At 65.8% G+C, this 24,347-nt stretch carries 26 protein-coding genes; 11 read left to right on the top strand and 15 right to left on the bottom strand.

Translation table 11 applies throughout. The annotated features are described in order from the left end of the window. The first annotated feature begins 15 nt into the window (after positions 1-15). The 4 genes from atpG (at position 16) to ASD22_RS10890 (ending at position 3,674) form a co-directional block, all read left to right on the top strand. Positions 16-933, top strand: a complete 918-nt coding sequence (atpG, locus tag ASD22_RS10905; protein WP_056082954.1) for a F0F1 ATP synthase subunit gamma — start codon at positions 16-18, stop codon at positions 931-933. A gap of 125 nt (positions 934-1,058) precedes the next feature. Next, entirely contained in the window at positions 1,059-2,492 is a 1,434-nt protein-coding gene (atpD, locus tag ASD22_RS10900; protein WP_056082951.1) for a F0F1 ATP synthase subunit beta, read from the top strand. A 127-nt stretch (positions 2,493-2,619) separates the two neighbouring features. Next, positions 2,620-3,045, top strand: a complete 426-nt coding sequence (locus ASD22_RS10895; RefSeq protein ID WP_056082948.1) for a F0F1 ATP synthase subunit epsilon — start codon at positions 2,620-2,622, stop codon at positions 3,043-3,045. Positions 3,046-3,140: 95 nt separating this feature from the next. Further along, positions 3,141-3,674, top strand: coding sequence for a hypothetical protein (locus tag ASD22_RS10890; RefSeq protein WP_235577617.1), 534 nt, complete (start codon positions 3,141-3,143; stop codon positions 3,672-3,674). A 120-nt stretch (positions 3,675-3,794) separates the two neighbouring features. Here the strand turns inward: ASD22_RS10890 and ASD22_RS10885 are convergent, their stop codons facing one another. From ASD22_RS10885 to ASD22_RS10870, 4 genes are all read right to left on the bottom strand, one after another. Then, positions 3,795-4,664: a ParB/RepB/Spo0J family partition protein gene (locus ASD22_RS10885; protein WP_056082942.1), complete on the bottom strand. Its 870-nt coding sequence runs from the start codon at positions 4,662-4,664 to the stop codon at positions 3,795-3,797. Positions 4,665-4,666: 2 nt separating this feature from the next. After that, on the bottom strand, positions 4,667-5,521 hold the full coding sequence (locus ASD22_RS10880; RefSeq protein ID WP_056082938.1) for a ParA family protein: 855 nt from the start codon (positions 5,519-5,521) through the stop codon (positions 4,667-4,669). A 63-nt stretch (positions 5,522-5,584) separates the two neighbouring features. After that, entirely contained in the window at positions 5,585-6,223 is a 639-nt protein-coding gene (gene rsmG / locus ASD22_RS10875; protein WP_056082934.1) for a 16S rRNA (guanine(527)-N(7))-methyltransferase RsmG, read from the bottom strand. A 177-nt stretch (positions 6,224-6,400) separates the two neighbouring features. Beyond that, a complete protein-coding gene (locus ASD22_RS10870; protein ID WP_056082931.1) occupies positions 6,401-6,868 on the bottom strand; it encodes an SPFH domain-containing protein in 468 nt (155 codons plus the stop codon). Between the two features lie 392 nt (positions 6,869-7,260). Here ASD22_RS10870 and ASD22_RS10865 point away from each other — a divergent pair, with 392 nt between their 5' ends. Next, positions 7,261-7,821, top strand: coding sequence for a gluconokinase (locus tag ASD22_RS10865; protein ID WP_235577616.1), 561 nt, complete (start codon positions 7,261-7,263; stop codon positions 7,819-7,821). Between the two features lie 55 nt (positions 7,822-7,876). Here ASD22_RS10865 and ASD22_RS10860 read toward each other — a convergent pair whose 3' ends face one another. From ASD22_RS10860 to xth, 4 genes are all read right to left on the bottom strand, one after another. Next, complete coding sequence (locus ASD22_RS10860) at positions 7,877-8,710, bottom strand: pirin family protein (protein ID WP_056082923.1); 834 nt, start codon at positions 8,708-8,710, stop codon at positions 7,877-7,879. A 106-nt stretch (positions 8,711-8,816) separates the two neighbouring features. Continuing rightward, entirely contained in the window at positions 8,817-9,563 is a 747-nt protein-coding gene (locus tag ASD22_RS10855) for a DUF4336 domain-containing protein (protein WP_056082920.1), read from the bottom strand. Between the two features lie 38 nt (positions 9,564-9,601). Next, positions 9,602-10,279 carry a YecA family protein gene (locus ASD22_RS10850; protein ID WP_056082916.1) on the bottom strand — a complete coding sequence of 226 codons (678 nt, stop codon included), beginning with the start codon at positions 10,277-10,279 and terminating at the stop codon, positions 9,602-9,604. Between the two features lie 109 nt (positions 10,280-10,388). Then, a complete protein-coding gene (gene xth / locus ASD22_RS10845; RefSeq protein ID WP_056082914.1) occupies positions 10,389-11,168 on the bottom strand; it encodes an exodeoxyribonuclease III in 780 nt (259 codons plus the stop codon). A 259-nt stretch (positions 11,169-11,427) separates the two neighbouring features. On the opposite strand from xth, the gene ASD22_RS10840 reads away from it, so the two are divergent. Beyond that, positions 11,428-11,637 carry a cold-shock protein gene (locus ASD22_RS10840; protein ID WP_007809889.1) on the top strand — a complete coding sequence of 70 codons (210 nt, stop codon included), beginning with the start codon at positions 11,428-11,430 and terminating at the stop codon, positions 11,635-11,637. A gap of 77 nt (positions 11,638-11,714) precedes the next feature. On the opposite strand, the gene ASD22_RS10835 is transcribed toward ASD22_RS10840, so the two are convergent. Then, a complete protein-coding gene (locus ASD22_RS10835) occupies positions 11,715-12,086 on the bottom strand; it encodes a helix-turn-helix domain-containing protein (RefSeq protein WP_056082912.1) in 372 nt (123 codons plus the stop codon). 101 nt (positions 12,087-12,187) lie between these two features. Between ASD22_RS10835 and ASD22_RS10830 the strand changes: the two genes are divergently transcribed. Further along, the gene (locus ASD22_RS10830) at positions 12,188-12,811 is read left to right on the top strand and encodes an NAD(P)-dependent oxidoreductase (RefSeq protein ID WP_056082909.1); all 624 of its coding nucleotides are present in this window, start codon (positions 12,188-12,190) and stop codon (positions 12,809-12,811) included. A 49-nt stretch (positions 12,812-12,860) separates the two neighbouring features. On the opposite strand, the gene ASD22_RS10825 is transcribed toward ASD22_RS10830, so the two are convergent. Continuing rightward, a complete protein-coding gene (locus tag ASD22_RS10825; RefSeq protein ID WP_056082906.1) occupies positions 12,861-14,918 on the bottom strand; it encodes a M3 family metallopeptidase in 2,058 nt (685 codons plus the stop codon). 102 nt (positions 14,919-15,020) lie between these two features. Here ASD22_RS10825 and ASD22_RS10820 point away from each other — a divergent pair, with 102 nt between their 5' ends. Further along, the gene (locus ASD22_RS10820) at positions 15,021-15,554 is read left to right on the top strand and encodes a gamma carbonic anhydrase family protein (protein ID WP_056082903.1); all 534 of its coding nucleotides are present in this window, start codon (positions 15,021-15,023) and stop codon (positions 15,552-15,554) included. A gap of 32 nt (positions 15,555-15,586) precedes the next feature. Here the strand turns inward: ASD22_RS10820 and ASD22_RS10815 are convergent, their stop codons facing one another. From ASD22_RS10815 to aroE, 3 genes are all read right to left on the bottom strand, one after another. Then, the gene (locus ASD22_RS10815) at positions 15,587-16,123 is read right to left on the bottom strand and encodes a hypothetical protein (protein WP_056082900.1); all 537 of its coding nucleotides are present in this window, start codon (positions 16,121-16,123) and stop codon (positions 15,587-15,589) included. A gap of 108 nt (positions 16,124-16,231) precedes the next feature. Continuing rightward, on the bottom strand, positions 16,232-16,495 hold the full coding sequence (locus tag ASD22_RS10810) for a YkgJ family cysteine cluster protein (protein ID WP_056082897.1): 264 nt from the start codon (positions 16,493-16,495) through the stop codon (positions 16,232-16,234). After that, complete coding sequence (aroE, locus tag ASD22_RS10805) at positions 16,495-17,325, bottom strand: shikimate dehydrogenase (RefSeq protein WP_056082894.1); 831 nt, start codon at positions 17,323-17,325, stop codon at positions 16,495-16,497. The genes ASD22_RS10810 and aroE overlap by 1 nt, the downstream gene beginning before the upstream one ends. Positions 17,326-17,611: 286 nt before the next feature. Here aroE and ASD22_RS10800 point away from each other — a divergent pair, with 286 nt between their 5' ends. After that, entirely contained in the window at positions 17,612-17,857 is a 246-nt protein-coding gene (locus tag ASD22_RS10800; protein ID WP_056082892.1) for a hypothetical protein, read from the top strand. A gap of 26 nt (positions 17,858-17,883) precedes the next feature. Here the strand turns inward: ASD22_RS10800 and ASD22_RS10795 are convergent, their stop codons facing one another. Continuing rightward, complete coding sequence (locus ASD22_RS10795) at positions 17,884-19,368, bottom strand: RimK family protein (RefSeq protein ID WP_056082889.1); 1,485 nt, start codon at positions 19,366-19,368, stop codon at positions 17,884-17,886. A 206-nt stretch (positions 19,369-19,574) separates the two neighbouring features. Here ASD22_RS10795 and ASD22_RS10790 point away from each other — a divergent pair, with 206 nt between their 5' ends. Further along, positions 19,575-20,066, top strand: a complete 492-nt coding sequence (locus ASD22_RS10790; protein WP_056082887.1) for an N-acetyltransferase — start codon at positions 19,575-19,577, stop codon at positions 20,064-20,066. Between the two features lie 112 nt (positions 20,067-20,178). Here ASD22_RS10790 and ASD22_RS10785 read toward each other — a convergent pair whose 3' ends face one another. Then, entirely contained in the window at positions 20,179-21,198 is a 1,020-nt protein-coding gene (locus tag ASD22_RS10785; protein ID WP_056082884.1) for a sugar kinase, read from the bottom strand. A gap of 282 nt (positions 21,199-21,480) precedes the next feature. Between ASD22_RS10785 and ASD22_RS10780 the strand changes: the two genes are divergently transcribed. After that, complete coding sequence (locus ASD22_RS10780; protein ID WP_056082881.1) at positions 21,481-24,297, top strand: TonB-dependent receptor; 2,817 nt, start codon at positions 21,481-21,483, stop codon at positions 24,295-24,297. The last annotated feature ends 50 nt before the right edge of the window (positions 24,298-24,347 follow it).

The following is a 24,347-nucleotide window of genomic DNA, read 5'->3' as shown; positions in this document are numbered from 1 at the left end:
GCGAGCGAGTAAAGCATGGCCAGCGGACGCGAAATCAAAACCAAGATCAAGAGCACGCAGAACATGCGCAAGGTGACGCGCGCGCTCGAAATGGTCTCGGCTGCCAAGATCCGCCGCGCGCAGGACCTGATGAAGGCCTCGCGCCCGTATGCCCGCGCCATGCGCAAGGTGATCGCGCACGTGGCCCAGGCCAGCACGGATTTCAGCCATCCGTTCCTGACCGAGCGCAACAACGTGGCGCGGGTCGGCTACATCGTGGTGTCGACCGATCGCGGCCTGTGCGGCGGCCTCAACTCCAACCTGTTCCGCCGCCTGTTGCCGGCGATTGCCGACTGGCAGAAGCAGGGCGTGCAGGTGGACGTGGTGGCGGTCGGGCAGAAGGCGGTGGCGTTTTTCCGTCGCATCAAGGGCGTCAACCTGATCGGCAGCGTGACCCATCTGGGCGAGAAGCCGAAGCTGGAACAGCTGGTGGGCGTGATCAAGGTGATGATGGACGCGTACAAGGCCAACGGGCTGGACCGCGTGTTCCTGGCCTACAACGACTTCGTCAACACGATGGTGCAGAAGCCGACGATCGATGCGCTGTTGCCGCTGCCGCTGGTGGCCGCGGAGATGGAGGCACACCAGGAGGCCGGTGAATCGGCCTACGCCGGTGTGAAGCTGGAAGCGACCAACGACTGGGACTACCTGTACGAGCCCGACGCGCAAACCGTGCTGGAGCACGTGCTGGGACGCTATATCGAGTCGGTGGTGTACCAGTCGGCGCTGGAGAACCTGGCCAGCGAGCACGCCGCGCGCATGGTGGCCATGAAGGCCGCGTCGGACAACGCGAACAAGGTGATCGACGAACTGACGCTGGTCTACAACAAGGCACGCCAGGCCGCGATCACGCAGGAAATCTCGGAAATCGTCGGCGGCGCGGCGGCTGTATAAGTGCGATCGTCCGTGATCGCAAAGCAAGATCAAAAAGCGGCCATCCATGGCCGCACTCCTAGTAAGAGCGACGCATCATCGGCGCTTTGTAAAGAACCTCAAGAGTTACATCCGGAGCTATCAGCATGAGCCAGGGCAAAGTTGTTCAGATCATCGGCGCGGTCGTCGACGTGGAATTCCCGCGTGACCAGGTGCCGCAGGTGTACGACGCACTGAAAATCGACGGCACCGACATCACGCTGGAAGTGCAGCAGCAGCTCGGCGACGGCATCGTGCGTACCATCGCGCTGGGTTCCACCGAAGGCCTGAAGCGCGGCCTGCAGGCGCGCAACACCGGCGAAGGCATCAAGGTGCCGGTCGGCAAGGCCACGCTGGGCCGCATCATGGACGTGCTCGGCAACCCGATCGACGAAGTCGGTCCGATCGATGCCGAGGATCAGTGGGTCATCCACCGCGAAGCGCCGACGTACGACGAGCAGGCCGCCGCGAACGACCTGCTGGAAACCGGCATCAAGGTGATCGATCTGGTCTGCCCGTTCGCCAAGGGCGGCAAGGTCGGCCTGTTCGGCGGCGCCGGCGTCGGCAAGACCGTGAACATGCTGGAGCTGATCAACAACATCGCCACCCAGCACGCCGGTCTGTCGGTGTTCGCCGGCGTGGGCGAGCGCACCCGCGAAGGCAACGACTTCTACCACGAGATGCAGGAAGCAGGCGTCGTGAAAATCGACAACCTGCCCGAGTCGAAAGTGGCGATGGTCTACGGCCAGATGAACGAGCCGCCGGGCAACCGCCTGCGCGTGGCGCTGACCGGCCTGACCATGGCGGAATACTTCCGCGACGAGAAGGACGAGAACGGCAAGGGCAAGGACGTACTGTTCTTCGTCGACAACATCTACCGCTACACGCTGGCCGGTACCGAAGTGTCCGCGCTGCTGGGCCGCATGCCGTCCGCGGTGGGCTACCAGCCGACCCTGGCCGACGAGATGGGCGTGCTGCAGGAGCGCATCACCTCGACCAAGACCGGCTCGATCACCTCGATCCAGGCCGTGTACGTGCCCGCGGATGACTACACCGATCCGTCGCCGGCCACCACCTTCGCGCATCTGGATTCGACCGTGGCGCTGTCGCGCGACATCGCCAGCCTGGGCATCTACCCGGCGGTGGATCCGCTGGCCTCGACCAGCCGCCAGCTCGATCCGCTGGTGATCGGTCAGGAGCACTACGATGTGGCCCGCCGCGTGCAGGGCACGCTGCAGCGCTACAAGGAGCTGAAGGACATCATCGCGATTCTCGGCATGGACGAGCTCTCCGAGGAAGACAAGCAGGCCGTGTCGCGTGCGCGCAAATGCGAGCGCTTCTTCTCGCAGCCGTTCCACGTGGCCGAAGTGTTCACCGGCTCGCCGGGCAAGTACGTGTCGCTGGCCGAAACCATCCGCGGCTTCAAGATGATCGTCGACGGCGACGTCGACCACATCCCCGAGCAGGCGTTCTACATGGTCGGCGGCATCGACGACGCAATCAAGAAAGCCGAGGAAATGGGCGCGAAGAAGGCGGCGTAAGCCGCCTTCCGGGAATCGGGAATGGAGAATCGGGAATCGGTAAAGGCAACAACGCCGGTTCGCCCCCGCTCCTGACTATTCCCGATTCCCGATTCCCCATTCCCGTCGAGCAAAGCGAGACAAAGAAATGACTCAAACCATTCGCGTCGACATCGTCAGTGCCGAAGCCGAGATTTTCTCCGGCGACGCGACGATGGTCGTGGCCACCGGCGAGCTGGGCGAGCTGGGCATCACGCCGCGCCACGCGCCGCTGATCACCCGCCTCAAGCCCGGCCACGTCGATGTGCTGTTGGCCGGTGGCGAACGGCAGCAGTTCTATGTTTCCGGCGGCATGCTGGAAGTGCAGCCACAGGTCGTCACCGTGCTGGCTGACACCGCCGCGCGTGCCAGCGACCTGGACGAGGCGTCCGCGTTGCGCGCCAAGCAGGAGGCCGAAGCCGCCCTGGCCAATCGCACCGAGGCGCTGGATGTCGCCGAGGCGCAGACCAAGCTGGCCGAGGCGATGGCCCAGTTGCAGGCGCTCGAGCGTCTGCGCAAGACCCTCAAGCACTGATTTCCGGTCCATCGGAAAGCCACGAAGCGCCGGCCTTGTGCCGGCGTTTTCGTGTGGGCACCATGCAGCTTTGGCCGCAGGGAAGGACGCCGATGATGAAACGGGCAACCATGGTGCGCATCGGCTTCCGCAGCCTGCTGGTATGGCTGGCCGGTTGCGTGACCACCAAGCCGCTACCGACACCCCCGGCCACCGGCGAAGCCTCCTGGCATGAGGTGGCCGAGCCCGGCACGGAGCACTACCAGCTGGCGATGGGCGAAGTGTCCAGCGGCGCCACGCCATTCAAGCGCGTAACCCCCACCTACCCGGCCAGCCTGCTCGGCACCTGCCCGCCGCCGCAGGACGTGCAGGCCATGCTGATCGTGGATGACAAGGGAGCGGTGAGCGAGGTGCGCGTGGCAGGCGAGGCGCAGGCTGATGCCGGCCGCCGTGCGTTCATCGCTGCCGTACGTGCTGCCGCGCTGCAGTGGGAATTCAACCCGCTGACCATCGACCGCTGGGCGGCCGATGCCGAGGGCGAGAGCCATGTGGTGGAAAGCGAGACCAAGCCGTTCAGTCTCGACTACGTATTCCACTTCGAATGCCACGCCGGCAAGGCGGCGGTATCGACAGCGCCGACGAAGTCCTGAAACTGCTTCTGTGGGAGCGACTTCAGTCGCGATGCTTCTGCCCTGGAGCCCCAAAGAAAGAGCATCGCGACTGAAGTCGCTCCCACAAAGGAAGTAGTGAAGACCCCGCTCCGCCTTGTGTCAGCGGATCTTGCCCAGGATGCCTTCGAGCTCGTCGTTGCTGTGGTAGTGGATCACCAGCTTGCCGCGGCCGCCGCGGCCTTGCGCCAGTTCCACCCGCGCGGCCAGGCGCTCGCCCAGTTCGCGTTCCAGGTCGGCGACGTTGGGGTCGCGGGACGGGCTGTTCTTCGCCTTGCCCTTCGGCTCGGTCTGCGCGCGGCGCGCGGCCTCCTCCAGCTCGCGTACCGTCCAGCCGTTGCGCGAGGCTTCCAGTGCCAGCGCTTCGGCATCGCGCTCGGGCAGGGTCAGCAGGCAGCGGGCGTGGCCCATTTCCAGCTTGCCCTCGTCCAGCAGTTTCTTGATCGAGGCGGGCAATTCGGTGAGCCGCAGCAGGTTGGAGACCGCGGCGCGCGAGCGGCCCACGGCATCGGCGGCTTGCTGGTGGGTGAGGTCGAAATCGTCGATCAGCCGCTTCAGCGCGTCGGCCTCTTCCAGCGGGGTGAGATCCTCGCGCTGGATGTTCTCGATCAGTGCCATCGCGGGCACGGATTCTTCCGGTACGCGCTTTACCAGCGCGGGCAGTTCGGCCAATTGCGCGCGTTGCGCCGCACGCCAGCGCCGCTCACCGGCGATCAGCTCGTAGCTGTTCTTGCCCAGCGCCCGCACCACCACCGGCTGGATCAGGCCTTGGGCCTTGATCGAGGCGGCCAATTCCTCCAGCGCCTCTTCGTTCCAGTGTCGCCGCGGCTGGTATTTGCCGGGCTGGATCTGCTGGATCGGCAGCACGCGCAGCTCGCCTTCCTGTTCGGTCAGCGGCGGGGTGTCCGGGCCGTCGCCGCCGAGCAGGGCGTCGAGCCCGCGTCCAAGCCCACGTTTTTTTGCAGCGGCCATGCTTATTCCTGGTGAATGCCGGCGACGGCGTCATGCGTTACCGGGTGTTCGTGATCATGCGTGGCGGCATCGGCTGCCGCGCCGGCAGCGGCCTGATTGCGTTCGCGCCGGATCATCTCGCCGGCCAGGCCGACATAGGCGATCGCGCCACGCGAGCTGCGGTCGTACAGATGAATCGGCTGGCCGTGGCTGGGTGCTTCGGCCAGGCGCACGTTGCGCGGGATGATCGAGCGCAGCACCTTGTCGCCGAAATGCTGGGTGAGCTGGGCGGAAACCTCGTTGCCCAGGTTGTTGCGCACGTCGTACATGGTGCGCAGCAGGCCTTCCACTTCCAGCGTGGGGTTCAGGCGCTGGCGCACCGCCTTGATGGTTTCGAGCAGGCTGGACAGGCCTTCCAGCGCGAAATACTCGCATTGCACCGGAATCAGTACGCCATTGGCGGCGGTCAACGCATTCAAGGTCAGCAGGTTCAGCGAGGGCGGGCAGTCGATCAGGATGGTGTCGTAGTCGCCGGTCACCTTGGCCAGTTGTTCCTTCAACCGGTGCTCGCGCGCCAACGCGTCCATCAGCTTCAGCTCGGCGGCGGTGAGGTCGCCGTTGCCGGGCAGCAGGTCGTAATGCGCGTCGGTGGCCACGATCGCTTCGGCGACGGTGGCCTCTTCCAGCAACACGTCGCAGCCGTTGGGGCGGTGGTCGCGCTTGCTGATCCCCGACGCCATCGTGGCGTTGCCCTGCGGGTCCAGGTCCACCAGCAATACCTTGCGTTTCGCGGCGGCCAATGCCGCAGCGAGGTTGACTGCCGTGGTGGTCTTGCCGACGCCGCCCTTCTGGTTGGCGACAGCGATGATGCGGGCCATGGATGGTAGCTACCGTGCGCGGGAACCCCTAGTGTAATGCGTCGCCCAGCCCCGCGCTGTCCGTCACCTGGCGGATGTGCGCCCGATCACCAGCAGGTGGCGTTCGGCGGGCAGGCCAGGCACAGCCAGTTCATGCGTGCTGCGAACGGCGAAGCCGGGCGGGATGCCGGGCAGTTCGTCGTCGGGGCGCTTGCCCTTCATCGCCAGCCAGATGCCGTCCGGCGCCAGCAACTGGCCGCCCCAGCCCAGCATGTCGGCGAGGCTGGCGAAGGCGCGCGCGGTCACGCAGTCATACTGGCCCTCGACGTCTTCCACCCGTGATTGCAGTGCGCGCACCCCATCGAGCTTGAGCGCGCGGATCGCCTCGCGCAGGAAGCGCACCTTCTTGCCGTTGGAGTCCACCAGCAGGATCTCGCGCCCCGGCGCGGCAATCGCCAGCACGATCCCCGGCAGTCCCGGGCCGGTGCCCAGGTCGGCCAGGGTGGCGCCTTGCACATAGGGCAGGATCGCCAGCGAATCGAGCAGGTGGCGGGTGACCATTTCCGCCGGATCGCGCACGGCGGTGAGGTTGTAGGTGGCGTTCCAGCGCTCCAGCAGCGCTTGGTAATCCAGCAGCCGTGAAACCGCGTCGGCCGGCAGTTGCAAACCCAGTTGATCGATGCCCTGTTCGAGCCGTGCCTGCAAGGCGTCGCGCGCTGCCATGGTGATTCCTGAAACGAGGGTGGTAGGAGCGACTTCAGTCGCGATCGCGCACGGTGGTGGCGGTCGGGTCGCTGCGGTGCCGCGGCAGTATCCCGTTCACGCAGCACGGATGCCAGCGCGTCGCCCAACAAAAACCCGCCGGACGGCGGGTCGGTTCGCGCTGGGTGCCTGGTGTGATCAAGCCAGGTCGAGATCCACCCGCGTGACCATCATGCCGCGTTCGCGCAACGCGCTGTTCAACGCCTGCTTCATCCGCGTACCCATTACGCGGCGGTCGGCGGCTTCACCGGCCAGCGGCTCGTCGTGCATGGCGGCGATGGCCCCGCGGCGGATCAACTGGTCGACCTGATCGATCACCGCGTCGGCGCGCTCAGGTTCCAGCACCTGCCAATACACGGTGCCGCGGACGTCATGGGTGTTGTCGGCCATCGACTCTTCCAGCCGCAGCACCTGGCCGGCGAGGTTGATCTTGTGCGCCACGCGCTCCAGCAGCGGCATCACCATGTGCACGCCCGGCTGCAGCAGCCGCGCCGGCTTCCCGAGCCGATGCAGGCTGTAGACCTGTCCGGCGGGCACATGCTTGATCGCGCTGGCGAGCAGTGCCAGTGCGGACCCCAGAACCATGACCGAAATGAGCGTGTTCATCTTTTTAAAACAGCCACTTGGCTGTTATTTCCTCGTCCAGTACAACAACTTAAGGGTACAGGCGGACCTGGTGTGAAATATTAACGGACATTTAACCCGAGAGCCAGACCGAAACAAGGCCTGTAGCCAACGGCGCCCCTTTTCATCCCTCATCCGGCTCGTTTTTCGTAGAAACGCTTACTTAACGCTTCGGCCGGCGCCCGGAGATCTTTAGCCGATGCTTGACGCTTGGCGATCTTTTGTGTCACCGCACGTCAATCGCGCATCGGATTTCGCTCGCCACGGGCGTGGCGCGCTGCCGCCACCCGTTTGAAGCAAGAAAAGTGCCCGCCGTGGCCGGCGTGCGGCAGGTGAAGTAAGGTAACGGCCCGCGACACAGAGGCAGCGAGCACGTGACAGGCGAGAGGCAGCAGGGTGATCAGGCCACGGTCGTCGTGGTCATGGGCGTATCCGGTTCGGGCAAGACCACCATGGCCCGGGAGCTGGCGCAGAAGCTGGGCTGGGCGTTCCTCGAGGGAGACAGCGTGCATCCGCCGGCGAACGTCGCAAAGATGAGCGCGGGCACGCCGCTGAACGACGAGGATCGCTGGCCGTGGCTGCAGGCGATCGCCGAATGGATGTCGCAGCGGCTGCAACGCGGTGAAAGCGCCGTCGTGGCGTGCTCGGCACTGCGCCGCGTCTACCGCGACTGCTTGCGCCAGGCCGGCGCCGGCGTGCGTTTCGCCTACCTGCACGTACCCCACGACGAGCTGGCCCGGCGCATGCGCAGCCGCAACCACTTCATGCCGCCATCGCTGCTGGACAGCCAACTGGCCACGCTGGAAGAACCGGGCGCGGACGAGGATGCTTTGCGGGTCAGCGAGGAACACGGCGTGGAGGCAAGTCTGGCCGCCATTATCGACTGGGCCTGCCGTCCGTCCGCCCATACGAGTGCACCGGCGGAAGAACGATAAACCGGTTTGCCGGCGCACCCCTCGATGCGAGGTGATGGCGCCGGCAGGGTTCGCCTCAGAACTTGCCGGCGCGGAAGTCGGCGATGGCTTCCTGGATCTGCTCGGGTGTATTCATCACGAACGGTCCGTAGCGCGCGACGCGTTCGTTGAGCGGTTTGCCGGCGACCACCAGCAGGCGTGAGGGTTGCGCGCCGCCGGTCAGTTGCAGCGTGTCGCCGTCGGACAGCACGCCCAGCTCGCTGCGCTGCAGCCGTTCGCCGCCAACGATGGCTGATTCGCCGTCGAACACATAGGCGAAACCGTGGTGGCCGGCGGGCAAGTCCAGCGCCAGCTGTGCGCCCGGTTGCAGCGCGATGTCGAGATAGATCGGTGCGGTGACCACGCCTTCGACCGGGCCGGTGGCGCCGGCCAGTTCGCCGGCGATCACCTTGACCTCGACGCCCTCGGCCGGGTGCACCACCGGGATCCGTTCGGGGCCGATGTCCTGGTAACGCGGGGCCGTCATCTTGTCGCTGGCCGGCAGGTTCACCCAGAGCTGGAAACCCCACATCAGGCCGTTCTCCTGCTGCGGCATTTCCGAATGCAGGATGCCGCGACCGGCCGTCATCCACTGCACGCTGCCGGGCGTGAGGTCGCCCCTGTTGCCGTGGTTGTCGTGATGCTGCATGCGGCCAGCCAGCATGTAGGTGACGGTTTCGAAGCCGCGATGCGGATGCTCGGGGAAGCCGGCGATGTAGTCGTCGGCACTGTCGGAACGGAATTCGTCCAGCAGCAGGAACGGGTCGAGCATGTCCAGTCCGGGCTGGCCGATGATGCGTTTGAGCTTCACGCCGGCGCCGTCTGAAGTATCGGTGCCGCGGATGCGGTGGGTGATGTGGCGGTCGCTCATGGCTTGCTCCGGTAAAGGGTGGGATTGCCCGCCAAGATGGCCCCGTTCGGCCGCTTATCCAAGCATCGGCGCGGGAACGGATTGTTCCCGGGGTGCAACGCTGAGGTCATTCCAGCCAGCGAAACGCACGGGCCAGCTCGGTCGCCGCGTTTTCCAGATAGCAGCGGCCATGGGCAAGGATCACCCGTTGCGGTTGCCATGCCCGCATGCGTGCAAGCGATGCGCGGGCCTGGGCCTTGTGCCCGGCGTAGGTCAAGCGCAGGTCCAGCGGTGCCTTGCCGTCGGGATCGATCACGCCGCCGAGCCGCGCCATCCAGCGCATCGCTGTCGGCAGTTTTTCGGCCTCGAAGTTCTCGATCAGGTCAGCCAGGATCAGCGTGGCGCTGGCGCGGTGCAGAAACACGATTTCCTGCATCGCCCGGCTGCCACGAAAGTGCAACTGGTCGATCGTGGCAGCCCAGTCCGGTGGCGGCGCATCGTCGAGGTCGGCATCGAAGTGCACCTCGATGTGTTGGCAGGCGGCGCGCTCGCGCACGCCGGGCGAGGCCCACGCGTGCGCCTGCGGGTAGCGCTGTTTCCACGCGGCGATGTGCGCGTAATGCAGCAGGTTCGGCGACACCAGGTGGCGCACCGGGCCGAGCGCGTCGATGGCCGCGAACAAGGCCTGATCCGGCGCGATCGGGGAATGGCACCACAGCTCGCCATCGGCCAGTTGAACCAGCGTCATGCGGGTGGGGAACGGCGCGCGCATGCCGAATGCAGCCATGTACACGAGCGGGCCATCGGCGATCCATATCCCGGCCGCCACCGGTTTGAGGATATTCAGCGGTGTGTACAGGCCCATTGCCGACATGGATCACCTCGCCAGATTCCCGTCCCCGCAATGTTCTGTCAGTGCACCCAGTGACCGCTGCGCTGGCGCGGCGGCGAGTGGTCGTCGTCGTTGCCCGGGCGCTGCTGCAGCACCATCGTCTCCACCTCGGCCTCGGTGGCCGGCTTGGCTTGCCAGTACTGGTTGACCGCCACCAGCACGGCAGCCACCTGTGCCAGGCATTCGTCGTATTCGTCGTCGCTGAGTTTCTCGAACTCGGCGTCGGCGCTGAGCACGCCTTCGTCGACCGCCAGCGCCATCACCGGCCCCAGCAGTTCCATCAGTTGCGGGTCTTCGCTGAGGCGGCTTTCCCACAGGCCGGCACGCAGGTCGATACCGCGGCTGAAGCCTTCGCACCAGCCCGCGGCGGACAGCATCATGCCGGTTTCCAGTTCCACCTCACCCAGGATCGGCTCGTACGCATCCACGTCGAGCTCGGCGCTGATCGAGTCGTTGAGCTTGGCCAGCAACGCCAGCACGCGGTTGCCCTCAGCCTCGTCGGCGAAGGGTTCGTGCAGCACTTCGGGCAGCCACTCCTCCGGCAGCACCAGCAGGGGGCCGACCGCCAGCGCGCTGAGCAGGCCATGCACGCCGTCGAGCAGCAGGTCGTCCGCGCCCGTGTGGGCGCGCAGGTAGCGGTCCAGTTCATCCAGTTCGCTGTCGTCCAGCGAGCTGGGCCATTCACTCTTGGCAGTCATCTCAAAACCTGTTCGTGGTCGCATCGCGCCCGTTGCGGGCAGCACGGGCGGCAGGGAAAGTGTACGTCGGTGCCGGATGATCGCCGGATGACGAGGCAGGCGGACGCGTTCACCGGCATGCCTCCAGATCGAGCTCGAGCATCACCGGGGTGTGATCGGAGGGCCGCTCCCAGCGTCGTGGTTCGCGGTCGATGGTGGCGGCGCGGGCGACGGATTTGAGGGCTTCGCCGATCAGGATCAGGTCGATGCGCAGGCCCAAATTTCGGCGGAACGCGGCCTGGCGGTAATCCCACCAGCTGTAGTGGCCGGGTTCGGATTCGAACAGGCGGAAGCTGTCGTGCAGGCCCAGGTCGGTGATGGCCTTCAGGCCCGCCCGCTCCGGCGGTGAGCACAGGATGTCCTCGCCCCATGCCGCCGCGTCGTAGACGTCGCGGTCGTCCGGGCAGATGTTGAAATCGCCCAGCACGACCAATCGTGGATGACGGGTCAGTTCGTCGGCCAGGAAGTCGCGCACCCGCGCCAGCCAGTCCAGCTTGTACGCGTATTTCGGGTCGCCCACTGCCTTGCCGTTGACGACGTACAGGTTCACCACGCGCAACCCGCCCACGCTGGCAGCCAGGATGCGCCGCTGCGGGTCGTCCAGGCCGGGGATGTCGGTGACGATGTCGCGCGGCTCGTCGCGGGCCAGGATGGCCACGCCGTTATAGGTTTTCTGGCCGGAAAACACCGCCTGATACCCGGCAGCCGCCAGCTCGTCGACGGGAAACTTCGCGTCTTCCAGCTTGGTTTCCTGCAGCGCCACCACGTCGGGCTGCGCATCGGCCAGCCACTGGGTCAGGTGCGGCAGCCGTACCTTCAGTGAGTTGACGTTCCACGAGGCAATTTTCATTCAGCCATTGTAGGCGATGAACGGATGGAAACCGGAGGAAACGGCGCCGTCAGGCGGTTTGGCAGGCTTGTCGGGCGGCGTGTTCCAGTGGTGCCAACGAGGCGCAAAACCCACGGGAAACTATATTCACCAAAAGCTTGCATTCCAGTGTATGCTGGCGAGGCAGGGGTTTGGGGCAACCCAGAGTGCCTGCTTCTATTGCGGTCAAGTGCATTTCGCTCCAAGCCGCAAACCATCAATGCTTCAAAGGTAATGTTACATGTCGGATCGTCAGAGCGGTACAGTCAAGTGGTTCAACGACGCCAAAGGTTTTGGCTTCATCACCCCGGAAAGCGGTGACGACCTGTTCGTGCATTTCCGCGCGATCCAGGGCACGGGCTTCAAGTCCCTGCAGGAAGGCCAGCGCGTCACGTTCGTCGTCACCAAGGGCCAGAAAGGCCTGCAGGCTGAGGAAGTCCAGGTTGCCTGAGTCCAGCCGGACTTGAGCGATCTTTGAAAAGCCCGCTTCGGCGGGCTTTTTTTATGGCTGTCGTACCGCGCGCACGCTCACGCGTCGGACTTGGCGCCCGCGTCGTACCGCTGCTGATTGGCGGTCACTTCCTCCATGTGGGTCTCGGCCCAGACCCGCAAGGCATCCAGCGTGGCGGCGAGTGTCTGGCCCAGGGGCGTGATCGCGTACTCGACCGTGACCGGCACGGTTGCGAAGGCCTTGCGGCTGACCAGTCCATCGCGTTCCAGGCTCTTGAGCGTCTGCGAGAGCATCTTCTGGGAAATGCCCTCAACCGCCCGGCGCAACCGGTTGAAGCGGATCGGGCCCTCGATCAGCAGCCCCAGCACCAGCACCGCCCATTTGTCGGCAACGCGATCCAGCACCTTGCGCGTGGGACAGTTGGACGAATACGGGTTGGCGATATTCATGGTGGTTTCCTTGAGGTAACCAGGTAAGGTGCAGGTTCCTTATTTACACCAGTATACGTTCTGGAGCCTAATTACCAAAAGAAACCACCAAGGAAATCAACATGCACGTCGCGCTTATCGGTGCCTCCGGCAATGCCGGATCACGCATTCTTGCCGAGCTGGTCCAACGCGGGCACACGGTCACCGCCATCGTGCGTGACCCGGCCCGGGTACCGGTGTTGTCTGGAGTCGAGGCAAGTGCGGGGGATGTCGCCGATGCGACGGGTCTCGCGGCGCTTCTGGCCGGTCACGATGCGGTCGTCAGCGCCGTGCCCTTTGCCACCACCGATGCCGCCAGGCTGATCGCAACCGTGCGCGCCGCCGGCGTGCCGCGTTACCTCGTGGTCGGTGGTGCGGGCAGCCTTGAGGTCGCCCTGGGTGACTTCCCGTTGGGCTTGCTGCTGATCGACGCGCCGAATTTCCCCGAGGCCTACAAGCCGGAGGCAGCGGCTGGATGCGTTTTCCTCGATCTGCTGCGCGCGGAGGAACAGCTGGACTGGACGTTCCTGTCGCCGTCGGCGATGTTCATCCCCGGCGAGCGGACCGGCACGTTCCGACTCGGCACCGATCTGCTGCTGTCGAACGAGAGCGGCAGCAGCATCTCCTTCGAGGATTTCGCCATTGCCCTCGTGGATGAACTGGAAAAGCCGACGCATTCGCGCGCCCGCTTCACCATCGGTTATTGAGCACCCGCACGGCTTGCCCACGCGCTCGGGCAAGCCGGCTGAAGCAGGATCAGGCCAACCCGTGACTGCGTAGCAAGGCCTCGGGTTCGGGCTTGCGGCCGCGGAACGCGATGAAGCTTTCCAGCGCCGGGCGGCTGGCACCGACCGCCAGGAATTCCTTGCGGAAACGTTCGCCGGTGGCCCGGTCGATCACCTCGCCGCTCTCGCCTGCGCGTTCCTCGAACTCGCCGAACGCGTCGGTGCTCAACAGCTCCGCCCACAGGTAGCTGTAGTAACCGGCCGCGTAACCGCCGGCGAAGATGTGGCTGAAGCCGTGCGGAAAGCGCTGCCACGCCGGCGGATGCAGGACGGCCACTTCCTTGCGCACCTGCTCCAGCACGGCCAGCGGCCGGGCGCCGGCGGCGGGGTCGTATTCCAGGTGCAGCAGGAAGTCGAACAGCGCGAATTCCAGCTGCCGCACCAGGAACAAACCGGCGTGGAAATGGCGGGCGGCCAGCATGCGTTCGAACAGTTCGTGCGGCAGCTTTTCGCCGGTCTCGTAGTGTTTCGCGAACAGATCCAGCGCCTGCCGGTTCCAGCCGAAGTTCTCCATGAACTGGCTGGGCAGTTCGACCGCGTCCCACTCCACGCCGTCGATGCCGCCGATCGACGGCAGCGTGATCTCGGTCAGCAAGTGGTGCAGGCCGTGGCCGAATTCATGGAACAGGGTGAGCACGTCGTCGTGGATGAGCAGCGCCGGCTTGTCGCCGGTGGGAGGGGCGAAGTTGCAGGTGAGGAAGGCCACTGGCAACTGCATGTGCTCGCCATCGTCGAAGCGGGCGCGACACACGTCCATCCAGGCGCCGCCGCGCTTGCCGTTGCGTGCGTACAGGTCGACGTAGGCGCCGGCGAAAATGCGGCCGGCCGCATCGCGCACGTCGTAATAGCGCACGTCGGGATGCCACACGTCGACGTCGTCGCGCTGCGCCAGCGTGATGCCGTAGAGCTTGCCGGTAAGCGCGAACAATCCGTCGATGACGGCGGGCAGCGGGAAGTAGGGTTTCAGCTGCTCCTCGTCCAGCGCGTATTGCTGCTGGCGCAGTTTCTCGGAGGCGTAGCCCACGTCCCACGGTTCGAGGTTGTCCAGCTGCAACTCGTCATGGGCGAACGCGCGCAGCGTGGCCAGCTCCTGCTGGGCCACGGGTTTTGCGCGGGTGGCCAGGTCGTGCAGGAATTCCATCACCTCGGTGGGCGAGCCGGCCATCTTGGTCGCCAGCGATTCCTCCGCCGCATTGGCGAAACCCAGCAGCTGCGCCGCCTCGTGGCGCAGCGCCATGATCTTCTCGATGCGCGCGCTGTTGTCGAACTTGCCCGCGTTCGGGCCCTGGTCGGAGGCGCGGGTCTGGTAGGCCCAGTACACCCGCTCGCGCAGTGCGCGGTTGTCGGCGTAGCTCAGGACGGCCTGCACGCTGGGTTGTTTCAGCGTCACCAGATAACCGTCCAGATCCCGGTCCTGCGCGTACTGGCGCAACACCGCGCGGCCGGATTCGGGGATGCCGGCCAGGTCGCGCTCGTCGGTGATCTGTTCGTACCATGCCTCGCTGGCGTCGAGCACCGCATTCGAAAATTCGGTGGACAGTTTGCTCAGTTCCACTCCGATCTCGCGAAAGCGCGAACGCGCCGGCTCCTCCAGCGCAATGCCGGAAAGCCGGAAGTCGCGCAATGAATGTTCCACCAAGGCGCGCTGCGGGCGCGGCAGCGTGGCGAAATCCGGCGCGTCGGCCAACGCCTGCACCGCGGCGAACAACGGGCGGTTCTGGCCCAGCTCCATCGCGTAGTCGGTGAGCTTCTCCTCCGCCGGCCCGTACACCTCGCGCAAGGCTTCGCTGTCGGCCACCGAATGCAGGTGGGAAACCGGCGCCCAGGCGCGTACCAGGCGCTGTTCCAGCCGCTCCTGGGTCAGCATCACGGTGGCGAAATCGCGCGGCGCGTCGGGTGCGACGAGGGCGTCGATGCCGGCGCGGTAATCGGCCAGGATCGCGTCGATCGCCGGCTCCACGTGTTCGGGTCGAATCTGCGAGAACGCCGGCAAGGTGTCGTCGGCAAGCAGGGGGTTGTCGTGGCTCATGAACGCTCCTTTTCAGGCACCCAGCGTGGCGACCGCGCGGGGCGAAATCAAGCGTGGCGGCGTGACGAAGGCTGCAGCGACGCACGCCGCTAGAATGGACCGATGAACTCCCTGCGCAGCTTCAAGGGCATCGCGCCCGTCCTCGGTGATCGTGTGTACGTCGACCCCGCCGCCAGCGTGATCGGCGACGTGGTACTGGGCGACGACGTATCGATCTGGCCCGGCGCGGTGCTGCGCGGCGACGTCAACCACATCCGCGTGGGCGCGCGCACCAGCATCCAGGACGGCAGCATCGTGCACGTCGCCCACGCCGGCCCGTACGGCCCCGGCTTTCCCTGCCTGATCGGTGAGGGCGTCACCATCGGCCATGCCGCCGCGGTGCACGCCTGCACCATCGGCGACTACTGCCTGATCGGCATGCACGCCAGCGTGATGGATGGCGCGGTGGTGAAGAAGTACGGCTTCGTGGGCGCCGGCGCGCTGGTGCCGCCGGGCAAGGTGGTGGGCGAGCGCGAGTTGTGGCTGGGCAACCCGGCGCGTTTCGTACGGCTGCTCAGCGATGCGCAGGTCGAGCAGCTGCACTATTCGGCCGACCACTACGTGCGGCTGAAAGACGTCTATCTGGCTGCCGGGTAGCGTGGGTGTGATCGTTTCCCGCGGTGGCGGCTTCAGCGTCGGCGGGCGGCCTGGATACGCTCGGCTTCCATCTCATGCTGCTGGGTCAGGATGTTGCGCGCGGCGGAAAGTTTGCCGCCGAGCAGGGCCAGCGTGAAGTTGTCGCGATCGAATTCGCGCAACAGGTCGATCTCGCGGCGGGCCTCCTCCAGTTCGCCGCCGTTGATGGTGCCTTCGATCTCCACCGCGGCGCGCGGAAAGGTTTCGCGCAGCGCCTCCCGTGCGGTGAGGTTCGACGGGTCGAGCTGCAGCACGCTGAGATAGAACTCGAACGCATTGCTGCCTTGCGGCGCCACCAGTCGCCCGTCGCGCATCGCATCGCGGGCAAGGTCCAGCAGGATGGTGACCCCGCTGTCGGCATCGCCGGTGGCATTCGCCCCGGTGGACGTGGGTGTGCCGATATGGGCTATCGACGCCGCCACGCTGACGCGGCTGTACCAGACGATGCCGCAGGCCGACACCAGCAGAAGCGCCAGCGGAATCAGTACCAGGGCGTGGCGACGCGACGTGGCCAGAAAGGAACGGAACATGACACCTGCTGCATGGGCGACCGCTCGCGGGGCCGGCGCCTGCGGCGCACCCCGGCGGTGGGCGCCACGGTAGCGACGATGTGTTTCAGTCCTGTGGCGGCCGGTGTTTCAGCCCGCTGTCGCCGCTTCCAGTTGCGCCAGCCAGGCCAACGCGTGGGGGCGATCACTGCCGCACATCGCCGGCTCCGGTCGCAGGCTGGCGCATACGGCGGGGCGGTCGGCGCGGCCGAAAATCGCGCAGCGGTTGTCGGCGGTCAGCTGCACGCAGCGCACGCCGGCGGGTTTGCCATGTGGCATGCCGGGGATGGGCGAGCTGATCGACGGCGCGATGCAGCAGGCGCCGCAACCGCTGCGACAGGCCAGTGCATCCATCAGCCGAACTGCTGGCGCAACGCGTGGTAGACCGGGTCGGTATCCGGCCGCTTGCCATGCCACAGTTCGAATGCGTCGGCGGCGGTTTCCACCAGCATGCCCAGGCCGTCGAACGCATAGCGGGCACCCGCGGTTTTCGCCCAGGCCAGGAAGCTGCCGGCCGCCGCGCCGTAGGACAGGTCGTAGCAAAGTGCCCGCGCGCCGACGAGCGAAAACGGCAGTTGCAGCGAAGTGCCGAGCACGCCGGCGGAGGTGGCGTTGATGATCAGGTCGAAGCTGCCGATGTCGGCCAGATCCTGCCAGTAGCGGGTATGCGCCCGTGCGGGATCGCCGATGGCATCGGCCAGCGCGTCGGCCGGCGCGGGCGAGCGGTTGACGATGGTCAGCGTGGCCACGCCCGCGTCCAGCAGATGCCACGCCACGCCGCGCGCCGCGCCGCCGGCGCCCAGCAGCAGGGCGGTGTGGCCGCGCAGGTCAGTGCTGTGGCGCTCGGTGATGTCGCGCACCATACCGTCGCCGTCGGTGTTGTGCGCGGCCAGCGTGCCGTCGCCCTGCAGGGTCAGCACGTTGGCGCTGCCCACGCGAATGGCCGACTCGCTGCGCTGGTTCGCCAGTGCAAACGCGGCGGCCTTGTGCGGCAAGGTGACGTTGGCGCCGCGGCCGCCGTCGAGGAAAAAGCGCCGCACGGCTTCGGCAAACGCCTCGGGCGCGGCGTCGATGGCGCGGTACTCCAGCTCGATGCCGAACTGCTGCCCGAAGGCATGATGGATCTGCGGCGACAGGCTGTGGCTGATGGGGTGGCCGAACACGGCGAACTGGGCGGCTGGCATGCGGATTCCCTGATGGTGATTGACGCCATTCTACTGGGGCGGGATTCGGGATTCGGGATTCGCAAGAGCCCAAGGAAAGCCTGAACAAGCCGTCATCGCAGCGCAAGCTGGGATCCAGCGCCTTGGTAGCGGCATGAGGGCACTGGATGATCAGCCTTCGGCTGTTGTAAAGCTCCTCCAGCTTAGGCTGGAATGACGAGCAAGTGCCACGCGCTGGTGTCGGGGTCGCAGTCCTTGAGATGGGCGGGTCGCAAGCTGCGGCTCACTTCATCGAACGGAGACTGCCATGCGTATTCCGCCGCCCTCACCGCACCACCCGCGCCTGGTGGCCGTTGCCTTGCTATGGCTGGTAGCCGGTGCCGCGATGCTGCTGACCACGCTGGTGCCAGCGCATACCGAATTGCTGGGCTGGACGCCGCTGTTCTGGCTGGTCGGCGCGCCTGTCGTCGCCTTGCTGGGGCTGGAGCCGGCGCTGTTGCCACAGCTAGCGCGTCGGCGCCGACGCGTCACCCACGGCGCCGTGTGGCATTGAAAGTGTGGGATTGGATCGGGCGCCGGTCAGTGCCCGCCGCCCTGTCGCTTGTGCTCCATCCGGCGCAGGAATTCGCGCATGATCCGCAGGTAGAGCTCATCGCCCAGGTGCGCGTCTTCCACGCCGGCGTCGATCGAGGGGTTGTCGTTCACCTCGATCACCACCGGCTTGTTGCCGACCTGTTTCAGGTCGACGCCGTAAAGCCCGTTGCCGATCGGATGGGTGGCTTTCAGGGCCAGCTTGACCACCTCCGGCGGCGCGTCGGCCACCGCGATCGTCTCGAAGCCGCCGCTTTTGGCCGTGCCCTTGGCGCCGTGGTTGTAGATCTGCCAGTGGCCGCGTGACATGAAGTATTTGCAGGCATACAACGGCTCGCGGTTGAGCACGCCGATGCGCCAGTCGAACTCGGTGTAGACATATTCCTGCGCCAGCACCAGCGCGCTGTGCTGGAACAGCCGGCCCGCCGCCTCGGCCAGTGCCTGTTCGTTTTCCACCTTTACCACGCCGCGCGAGAACGAGCCGTCGGGAATCTTCAGCACCAGCGGAAAGCCCAGCCGCTCCACCACCTCGTGCGTGCCCTTGGCGTCGTCGCGGTAGAGAATTTCCGTACGGGGGACGGCAAGCTTGCGCGACACCATCAGGTCGTTGAGGAAGATCTTGTTGGTGCAGCGGAGGATCGAGGTGGGGTCGTCGATCACCACCATGCCTTCCTTCTCTGCACGGTGGGAGAAGCGGTAGGTGTGGTTGTCCGAGGCGGTGGTTTCGCGGATGAACAGGCCGTCGTATTCGGCCAGCCGCTGGTAGTCGTTCTTGTCGATCGGGTCGACTTCGATGCCCAGCTCGCGGCCGGCGGCGATGAACGATTTCAGCGCGCGCTTGTTCGACGGCGGCATCGCCTCGTTCGGGTCCACCAGCATCGCGATGTCGTAGCGGTACAGCTTGCGCGCCCGCGGCTTGCGCCACAGCTTCCTGGAGAAGCGGTCCAGCTCCTGCGCGAAGGCGTCCTCCTGCGCGTCGTCCAGCGTGTGCAGGCCCACCGGTTTGATCGAGCTGACCTGCCACACGCGATCGCGCTCGAACTCGATCCGCAGCAGCGGGCAGGGGAACATCTCGAACAGCTGCCGCGCCAGATCCTGCAGCGCCGGATACGCGGTTTCGCCGAAGTAGACCAGGATGCCGAAGTCGGTGGTGTCGCGGCCGCCGGCAGGCAGGAAGTGGGTGAGCTTGTGGTTCAGGTCGACAATGTCCAGCCCGTACAGCGAGCGCCGGCGCAGGTCGTTCACCGTGCGCACCGACGGCATCACCTTGTGCCCGCGCGCCTCGGCCAGCAGCGACACGTAGTAGCCGGTGCCCAGGTATTTGTAGCTGCGGCAAAGATTGATGACGTGGGTGCGCTCGTCGTCGGCGGCCACCGGTTGGCGCAGGTAGTCCATCGCGCTCATGACGTCGACGGACGGGTAGTACGAGCCCCAGTCGGAGGCCTTTTCCACAACGATGACCAAACGGGCCATGACACCACTCGGGCGATGTTCTACTTTCGGCGGCGTGCCCGATGAAGGGCGGCCGGCTGGCGCAAAGCGCGCAGTTTGGCACAGCGTTGGCGGGGTACAAGGGTGAGCGCTGAAGGTTTGGTAAATGGGTGGGTGGGGTGTTTTTGGAAGGGGCCGCTCCTGCTTTCCCCTAAACTGCAAATCTCCCCATCACCGCACTCCGAAACGTGCAACCCACACCTCCTCCTCGCATCGAAGTCCGCCACGCCACCCCCTCCGATCTCGACGCCCTGGTCGCCTTGGAGCAGCACACCTTCGACAGCGACCAGCTCAGCCGCGCGCAATACCGGCGGCATCTGGCCAGCGACTCTGCACTGGTGTTGGTGGTCGATGGTGCCGGCCCATCCCTGACCGGAGCCGCCGTGGTGTTCTTCCGCAAGGGCAGCGTGGTGGCGCGTCTGTATTCGCTGGCCACGGCCGCCGAGGCACGCGGTAAGGGTGTGGCCTCGGCGCTGATGGCGGCGACCACGAAGGCCGTCCGCGATCGTGGTTGCCGCGTCCTGCGGCTGGAGGTGCGCGCCGACAACGTTGCCGCCATCGGCCTCTACGAGCGGCAGGGTTATCGCCGTATCGACCAGCTGCCTGGCTACTACGAAGACGGCGCCGATGGCTGGCGCTACGAGCGGGTGCTGGGAAACCTGGCGGCGGAAACCGGCTGAGCGGGCAAAGCGGTTTTTTGTAGGAGCGACTTCAGTCGCGATGCTCCTCCTTTGGAGTTCCAGAGCAAGAGCATCGCGACTGAAGTCGCTCCCACAGAGGAGAGGCGCATCATCAACGACGAACGTCGAACGTTTCCCCGTCCATCAAGGCCATGACATCGGCCACGCCGACCGGGCAGAAATCGCCGGGGATGGAGTGTTTCAGACAGCCGGCGGCGAGGCCGAAGCGGATGGTGGTGGCGCCGTCGAAGTCTTCCATCAGGCCATGCAACACGCCGGCGGCGAAAGCGTCGCCGCCGCCGATGCGGTCGACGATGCCATCCAGTTCCCGCACCGGTGCCAGCGCGCGGGTGCCGTCACGGCCCAGCAGCATCGCGCCCAGCGCATGGTGGCTGGCGTTGTATGCCGTGCGCTGGGTGCAGGCCATGTACTGCAGTTGCGGGAAGGCCGCGAACGCCGTGGCTGCGGCCGCGTCCACGCGAGCCTGCGCGTCGCCCTGGGCGAACTCGCCGCCCAGCACCACGCCGATGTCTCGATGGTCGGCAAACACGATGTGCGCGCAGGCGAACAAGTCGCGCAGGATCGCCTGCGCGTCGCCACCCCAGCGCTCCCACAGGCGGGGGCGGAAATTGCCGTCGAATGACACCTTGATGCCCATGTCGCCGGCGGCCCGTGCGGCGGCAAGAGTCGCCTGCGCCGCCTGCGGGCCCAGTGCCGGGCTGATACCGGAAAGATGCAGCCATTGCGCACCCCGCAACAACGTCGGCCAGTCGTAGCCGTCCGCCGGCGCCGTGGCAAAAGCCGACTCGGCGCGGTCGTACACCACTTCGCCCGGGCGCAGGCCGGCGCCGGCGGTCATGAAGTAGAGGCCCATGCGCCCGGCGCTGCGTCGTACGTGGCGGGTGTCCACGCCGTGCCGGCGCAGCTCGCCCAGCGCGGCGCTGCCCAGCGCGTTGTCGGCCACCACGCCGGCCATCGCCACGTCCTGACCGAAGCACGCCAGTGCCACGCCCACGTTGGCTTCCGCGCCGCCGACATGCACGTCGAGGGAGGGCGTCTGCAGCAACTGCTGTTGGCCGGGTGCGCCAAGACGCAGCAACAGTTCGCCAAAACAAAGCACACTTGAGCTCATGGAGGTTTCCCGTTCGAACGACGATGGAGAATGTTGGCACAGATGGATGGGTACCGGTGTCATGTGTGTGGTTGCGGTGTTACCGCTACCATTGCGTTGACACATAACATGCTATTTTTGATGGGTTTATTATGGATTTCATCACTCTGCTGCAGTGCAAGATGCGATGCCCGGAGGTAGCTGTTACGTTTCCGTATGACTAGCGGTGTCATTTGCTGTTCACATGTCGCGTGACCAGGTCGCGTGACCAGATAACGGGCAAACCTTCGGGAGGGGAACAACATGCATCTACTCAACAGCCAGAAAAAGACACCGGTTACCGCGCTTGCGCTGGCGATCGGTCTGGCCTTGCAAACGGGCGCCGTCATGGCCCAGGACACCAACACGTCCAGCCAGGACAGCAGCGTGGCGCCGAGCGCCGCCGCTGCCGACAAGGACGTGACCTCGCTCACCTCGGTGACCGTCACCGGCTATCGCGCCAGCGTCCAGAAGGCGCTGGATGTGAAGCGCGGTGAGCTGGGCATGGTCGACGCGATCATGGCCGAGGACGTGGGCAAGTTTCCGGATCTGAACCTGGCCGAATCGCTGCAGCGCATTCCCGGCGTGGTTATCACCCGCGATGCCGGCGAGGGCCGCAACATCACGGTGCGCGGGTTGGGGCCGGACTTCACCCGCGTGCGCATCAACGGCATGGAGGCGCTGACCACCGTCGGCAGCAGCGACCAGACCGGGGGCACCAATCGCAGCCGCGGTTTCGATTTCAATGTGTTCGCCGCCGACCTGTTCTCCAGCATGATCGTGCACAAGACCGCTTCGGCCGACGTGGAAGAAGGCTCGCTTGGCGCCACGGTCGATCTGAACACCGCGCATCCGTTCGACTACGAGGGTTTCACGCTGGCGGCCAATACCCAGGCCAGCTACAGCGACATGTCCGGGAAGACCGATCCGCGCGTGTCGGCGCTGATCGCCAACACCTGGGCCGATGGCACCTTCGGCGCCCTGCTTTCGGTGGCCTACTCTGAAAAGCAGACGCTGGAGGAGGGCAGCGGCACCGGCCGCTGGGCCAACGGGCCCAGCAACGGTGGCTTCAACCCCGATTCGTCGTTCACGGAGGCGTTGGGTGAGGACGTCTACACGCCGCGCTTCCCCCGTTACACGCAGATGCTGCACGACCAGAAGCGCCTGGGCGTCACCGGCTCATTGCAGTGGAAGCCCAGCTCCGACACCTTGTTCACCCTGGATGCGATGTATTCCAAGATCGACGCCGAGCGCGACGAGCATTACATCGAAGCCATTTCGTTCAGCCGCAACGTGACCAAGCTGCCCGATGGCACCTCCTTCACCGGCAAGCCCGAGACCCTGGTCAACGACGGCTACGTCGACCCCGCCACCGGCGGCCTGTTGTACGGCAATTTCGACAACGTGGACGTGCGTTCGGAAAACCGCCACGACGAATGGTCCACGGTGTTCAAGCAGCTCTCGCTCACCGGCAAGCACAGCTTCACCGATGATTTCATGATTGACGGCAAGGTCGGCACGTCGTCGTCCAATCACGACAACCCGGTGCAGACGACGATCATGATGGACAAGCGCGACGTCGACGGTTACAGCTACGACTACCGCGGCAACAAGTGGGCGCCGGTGATCGACTACGGCATCAGCCCGACCGACCCGACCGGCTGGAATCTCTCCACCATCCGCATGCGCCAGTCCACCGTGGACAACGACTTCCACACCGGCGAGCTCAACTTCAACTGGCGCCTGTCGGACGGCTTCTCGCTGCGTGGTGGCGTGCTGGCCAAGAACTACAAGTTCGCGTCGACGGAGGCGCGCCGCACCGCCAACGAGGCCATCGTGCCCGACTTTGCCGATGGCACCACGGTGGTTCCCACCAACCTGGTCGACCAGGTCAGCCTGAAAGGCGTATCCGGCTCGCCGGGTACCTGGGTGGTGCCGGACTTCGGCGGCATCGCCGACCATTTCAACATCTTCAACGGCCAGGACACCTTCGCGCTGAGCCCGTACGCGGCCAGCGAGCGCAGCGTTACCGAGAAGGATCGCGGCGGTTGGCTGATGGGTGAATTCAGCTTCAACGTCGGCGCGATCCCGGTGTCGGGCAACCTCGGTGTGCGTTACGTCAAGACCAGCCAGAGCTCGCACGGCATCGCCGTCATCAATGGCGAAAACACCCCGGTCGAGGCCAAGCGCGACTACAACGACACGTTGCCGTCGTTGAACCTGGTGGCCGAGCTGACGCCGGACTTCCTGCTGCGCTTCGGCGCCGCCAAGGTGATGGCGCGCCCGGGCCTGGGCAGCCTCACCCCCGGCGTCACGGTCAGCGTCAGTGGCGGTGCGCGCACGGTCAAGGGCGGCAACCCGAACCTGGACCCGATCCGCGCCAAGACCTACGACTTCGCGGCGGAGTGGTACTTCCAGGAATCGTCGCTGCTCAGCGTCGGGCTGTTCTACAAGGACATCGACAGCTTCGCGCAGAACACCAACGAGATCCGCCCGTTCAACACCAGCGGCCTGCCTGACAACGTGGCCACCGACCTGGGCGCCAGCCCCGACGACGACTTCTCGTTCTCGGTGCCGATCAACACGCCCGGAGGCGCGCTCAAGGGTGCGGAGGCGAACTACGTGCAGACGTTCACCTTCCTGCCCGGCAAGTTCAGCAATTTGGGCGCACAGCTGAACTACACCTTCGTCGATTCGAAGATCCAGTACATGACCAGCAAGGGCGACAATTCGCTGAAGACGGACCTGACCGGCCTGTCGCGGCATTCCTGGAGCGCCACCCTGTTCTACGAGGGTGACCGTTTCTCCGGCCGCGTCTCGGCCACCAACCGCGACGACTACCTGATCGACGTGCCGGGCAGGGAGCAGGGCTTCACCGACGATGTGCATGGCCAGAGCGGCAACACCTTCGTGGACGCCTCGCTGCGCTACAAGCTCAACGACAAGATGGAATTGAGCCTGGAAGGCACCAACCTCACCAACGAACCCTCGCAGACCTGGATCGGCGCCAGCTCCCAACTGCCGCTGGACTACAGCGAAACGGGTCGCGTGTATCTTGTGGGCTTCCGTTACAAGCTCTGACGCCGTCTGACGTCCCGGTCGCAAGGCCGGGACGTTGTCGCAAGGAGCGA

The organism is Rhodanobacter sp. Root480, assembly GCF_001426645.1.
Taxonomy (GTDB): Bacteria; Pseudomonadota; Gammaproteobacteria; order Xanthomonadales; family Rhodanobacteraceae; genus Rhodanobacter; species Rhodanobacter ginsenosidimutans.
The sequence above is the reverse complement of the archived record's forward strand: the minus strand, read 5'-3'. Positions and strand labels throughout refer to the sequence as shown.

Excerpts from the sequence above, each read along its gene's own strand:
- ASD22_RS10870 (WP_056082931.1), bottom strand. The coding sequence starts at position 6,868 with ATGAACACGCTCATTTCGGTCATGGTTCTGGGGTCCGCACTGGCACTG.
- ASD22_RS10810 (WP_056082897.1), bottom strand. The coding sequence starts at position 16,495 with ATGGATGCACTGGCCTGTCGCAGCGGTTGCGGCGCCTGCTGCATCGCG.
- ASD22_RS10890 (WP_235577617.1), top strand. The coding sequence starts at position 3,141 with ATGAAACGGGCAACCATGGTGCGCATCGGCTTCCGCAGCCTGCTGGTA.
- ASD22_RS10785 (WP_056082884.1), bottom strand. The coding sequence starts at position 21,198 with ATGAGCTCAAGTGTGCTTTGTTTTGGCGAACTGTTGCTGCGTCTTGGC.
- ASD22_RS10820 (WP_056082903.1), top strand. The coding sequence starts at position 15,021 with ATGAACTCCCTGCGCAGCTTCAAGGGCATCGCGCCCGTCCTCGGTGAT.
- ASD22_RS10800 (WP_056082892.1), top strand. The coding sequence starts at position 17,612 with ATGCGTATTCCGCCGCCCTCACCGCACCACCCGCGCCTGGTGGCCGTT.
- atpD (WP_056082951.1), top strand. The coding sequence starts at position 1,059 with ATGAGCCAGGGCAAAGTTGTTCAGATCATCGGCGCGGTCGTCGACGTG.
- ASD22_RS10895 (WP_056082948.1), top strand. The coding sequence starts at position 2,620 with ATGACTCAAACCATTCGCGTCGACATCGTCAGTGCCGAAGCCGAGATT.
- atpG (WP_056082954.1), top strand. The coding sequence starts at position 16 with ATGGCCAGCGGACGCGAAATCAAAACCAAGATCAAGAGCACGCAGAAC.
- ASD22_RS10840 (WP_007809889.1), top strand. The coding sequence starts at position 11,428 with ATGTCGGATCGTCAGAGCGGTACAGTCAAGTGGTTCAACGACGCCAAA.
- ASD22_RS10780 (WP_056082881.1), top strand. The coding sequence starts at position 21,481 with ATGCATCTACTCAACAGCCAGAAAAAGACACCGGTTACCGCGCTTGCG.
- xth (WP_056082914.1), bottom strand. The coding sequence starts at position 11,168 with ATGAAAATTGCCTCGTGGAACGTCAACTCACTGAAGGTACGGCTGCCG.
- ASD22_RS10835 (WP_056082912.1), bottom strand. The coding sequence starts at position 12,086 with ATGAATATCGCCAACCCGTATTCGTCCAACTGTCCCACGCGCAAGGTG.
- ASD22_RS10795 (WP_056082889.1), bottom strand. The coding sequence starts at position 19,368 with ATGGCCCGTTTGGTCATCGTTGTGGAAAAGGCCTCCGACTGGGGCTCG.
- ASD22_RS10880 (WP_056082938.1), bottom strand. The coding sequence starts at position 5,521 with ATGGCCCGCATCATCGCTGTCGCCAACCAGAAGGGCGGCGTCGGCAAG.
- ASD22_RS10850 (WP_056082916.1), bottom strand. The coding sequence starts at position 10,279 with ATGACTGCCAAGAGTGAATGGCCCAGCTCGCTGGACGACAGCGAACTG.
- aroE (WP_056082894.1), bottom strand. The coding sequence starts at position 17,325 with ATGCCAGCCGCCCAGTTCGCCGTGTTCGGCCACCCCATCAGCCACAGC.
- ASD22_RS10830 (WP_056082909.1), top strand. The coding sequence starts at position 12,188 with ATGCACGTCGCGCTTATCGGTGCCTCCGGCAATGCCGGATCACGCATT.
- ASD22_RS10815 (WP_056082900.1), bottom strand. The coding sequence starts at position 16,123 with ATGTTCCGTTCCTTTCTGGCCACGTCGCGTCGCCACGCCCTGGTACTG.
- ASD22_RS10855 (WP_056082920.1), bottom strand. The coding sequence starts at position 9,563 with ATGTCGGCAATGGGCCTGTACACACCGCTGAATATCCTCAAACCGGTG.
- ASD22_RS10825 (WP_056082906.1), bottom strand. The coding sequence starts at position 14,918 with ATGAGCCACGACAACCCCCTGCTTGCCGACGACACCTTGCCGGCGTTC.
- ASD22_RS10885 (WP_056082942.1), bottom strand. The coding sequence starts at position 4,664 with ATGGCCGCTGCAAAAAAACGTGGGCTTGGACGCGGGCTCGACGCCCTG.
- ASD22_RS10860 (WP_056082923.1), bottom strand. The coding sequence starts at position 8,710 with ATGAGCGACCGCCACATCACCCACCGCATCCGCGGCACCGATACTTCA.
- rsmG (WP_056082934.1), bottom strand. The coding sequence starts at position 6,223 with ATGGCAGCGCGCGACGCCTTGCAGGCACGGCTCGAACAGGGCATCGAT.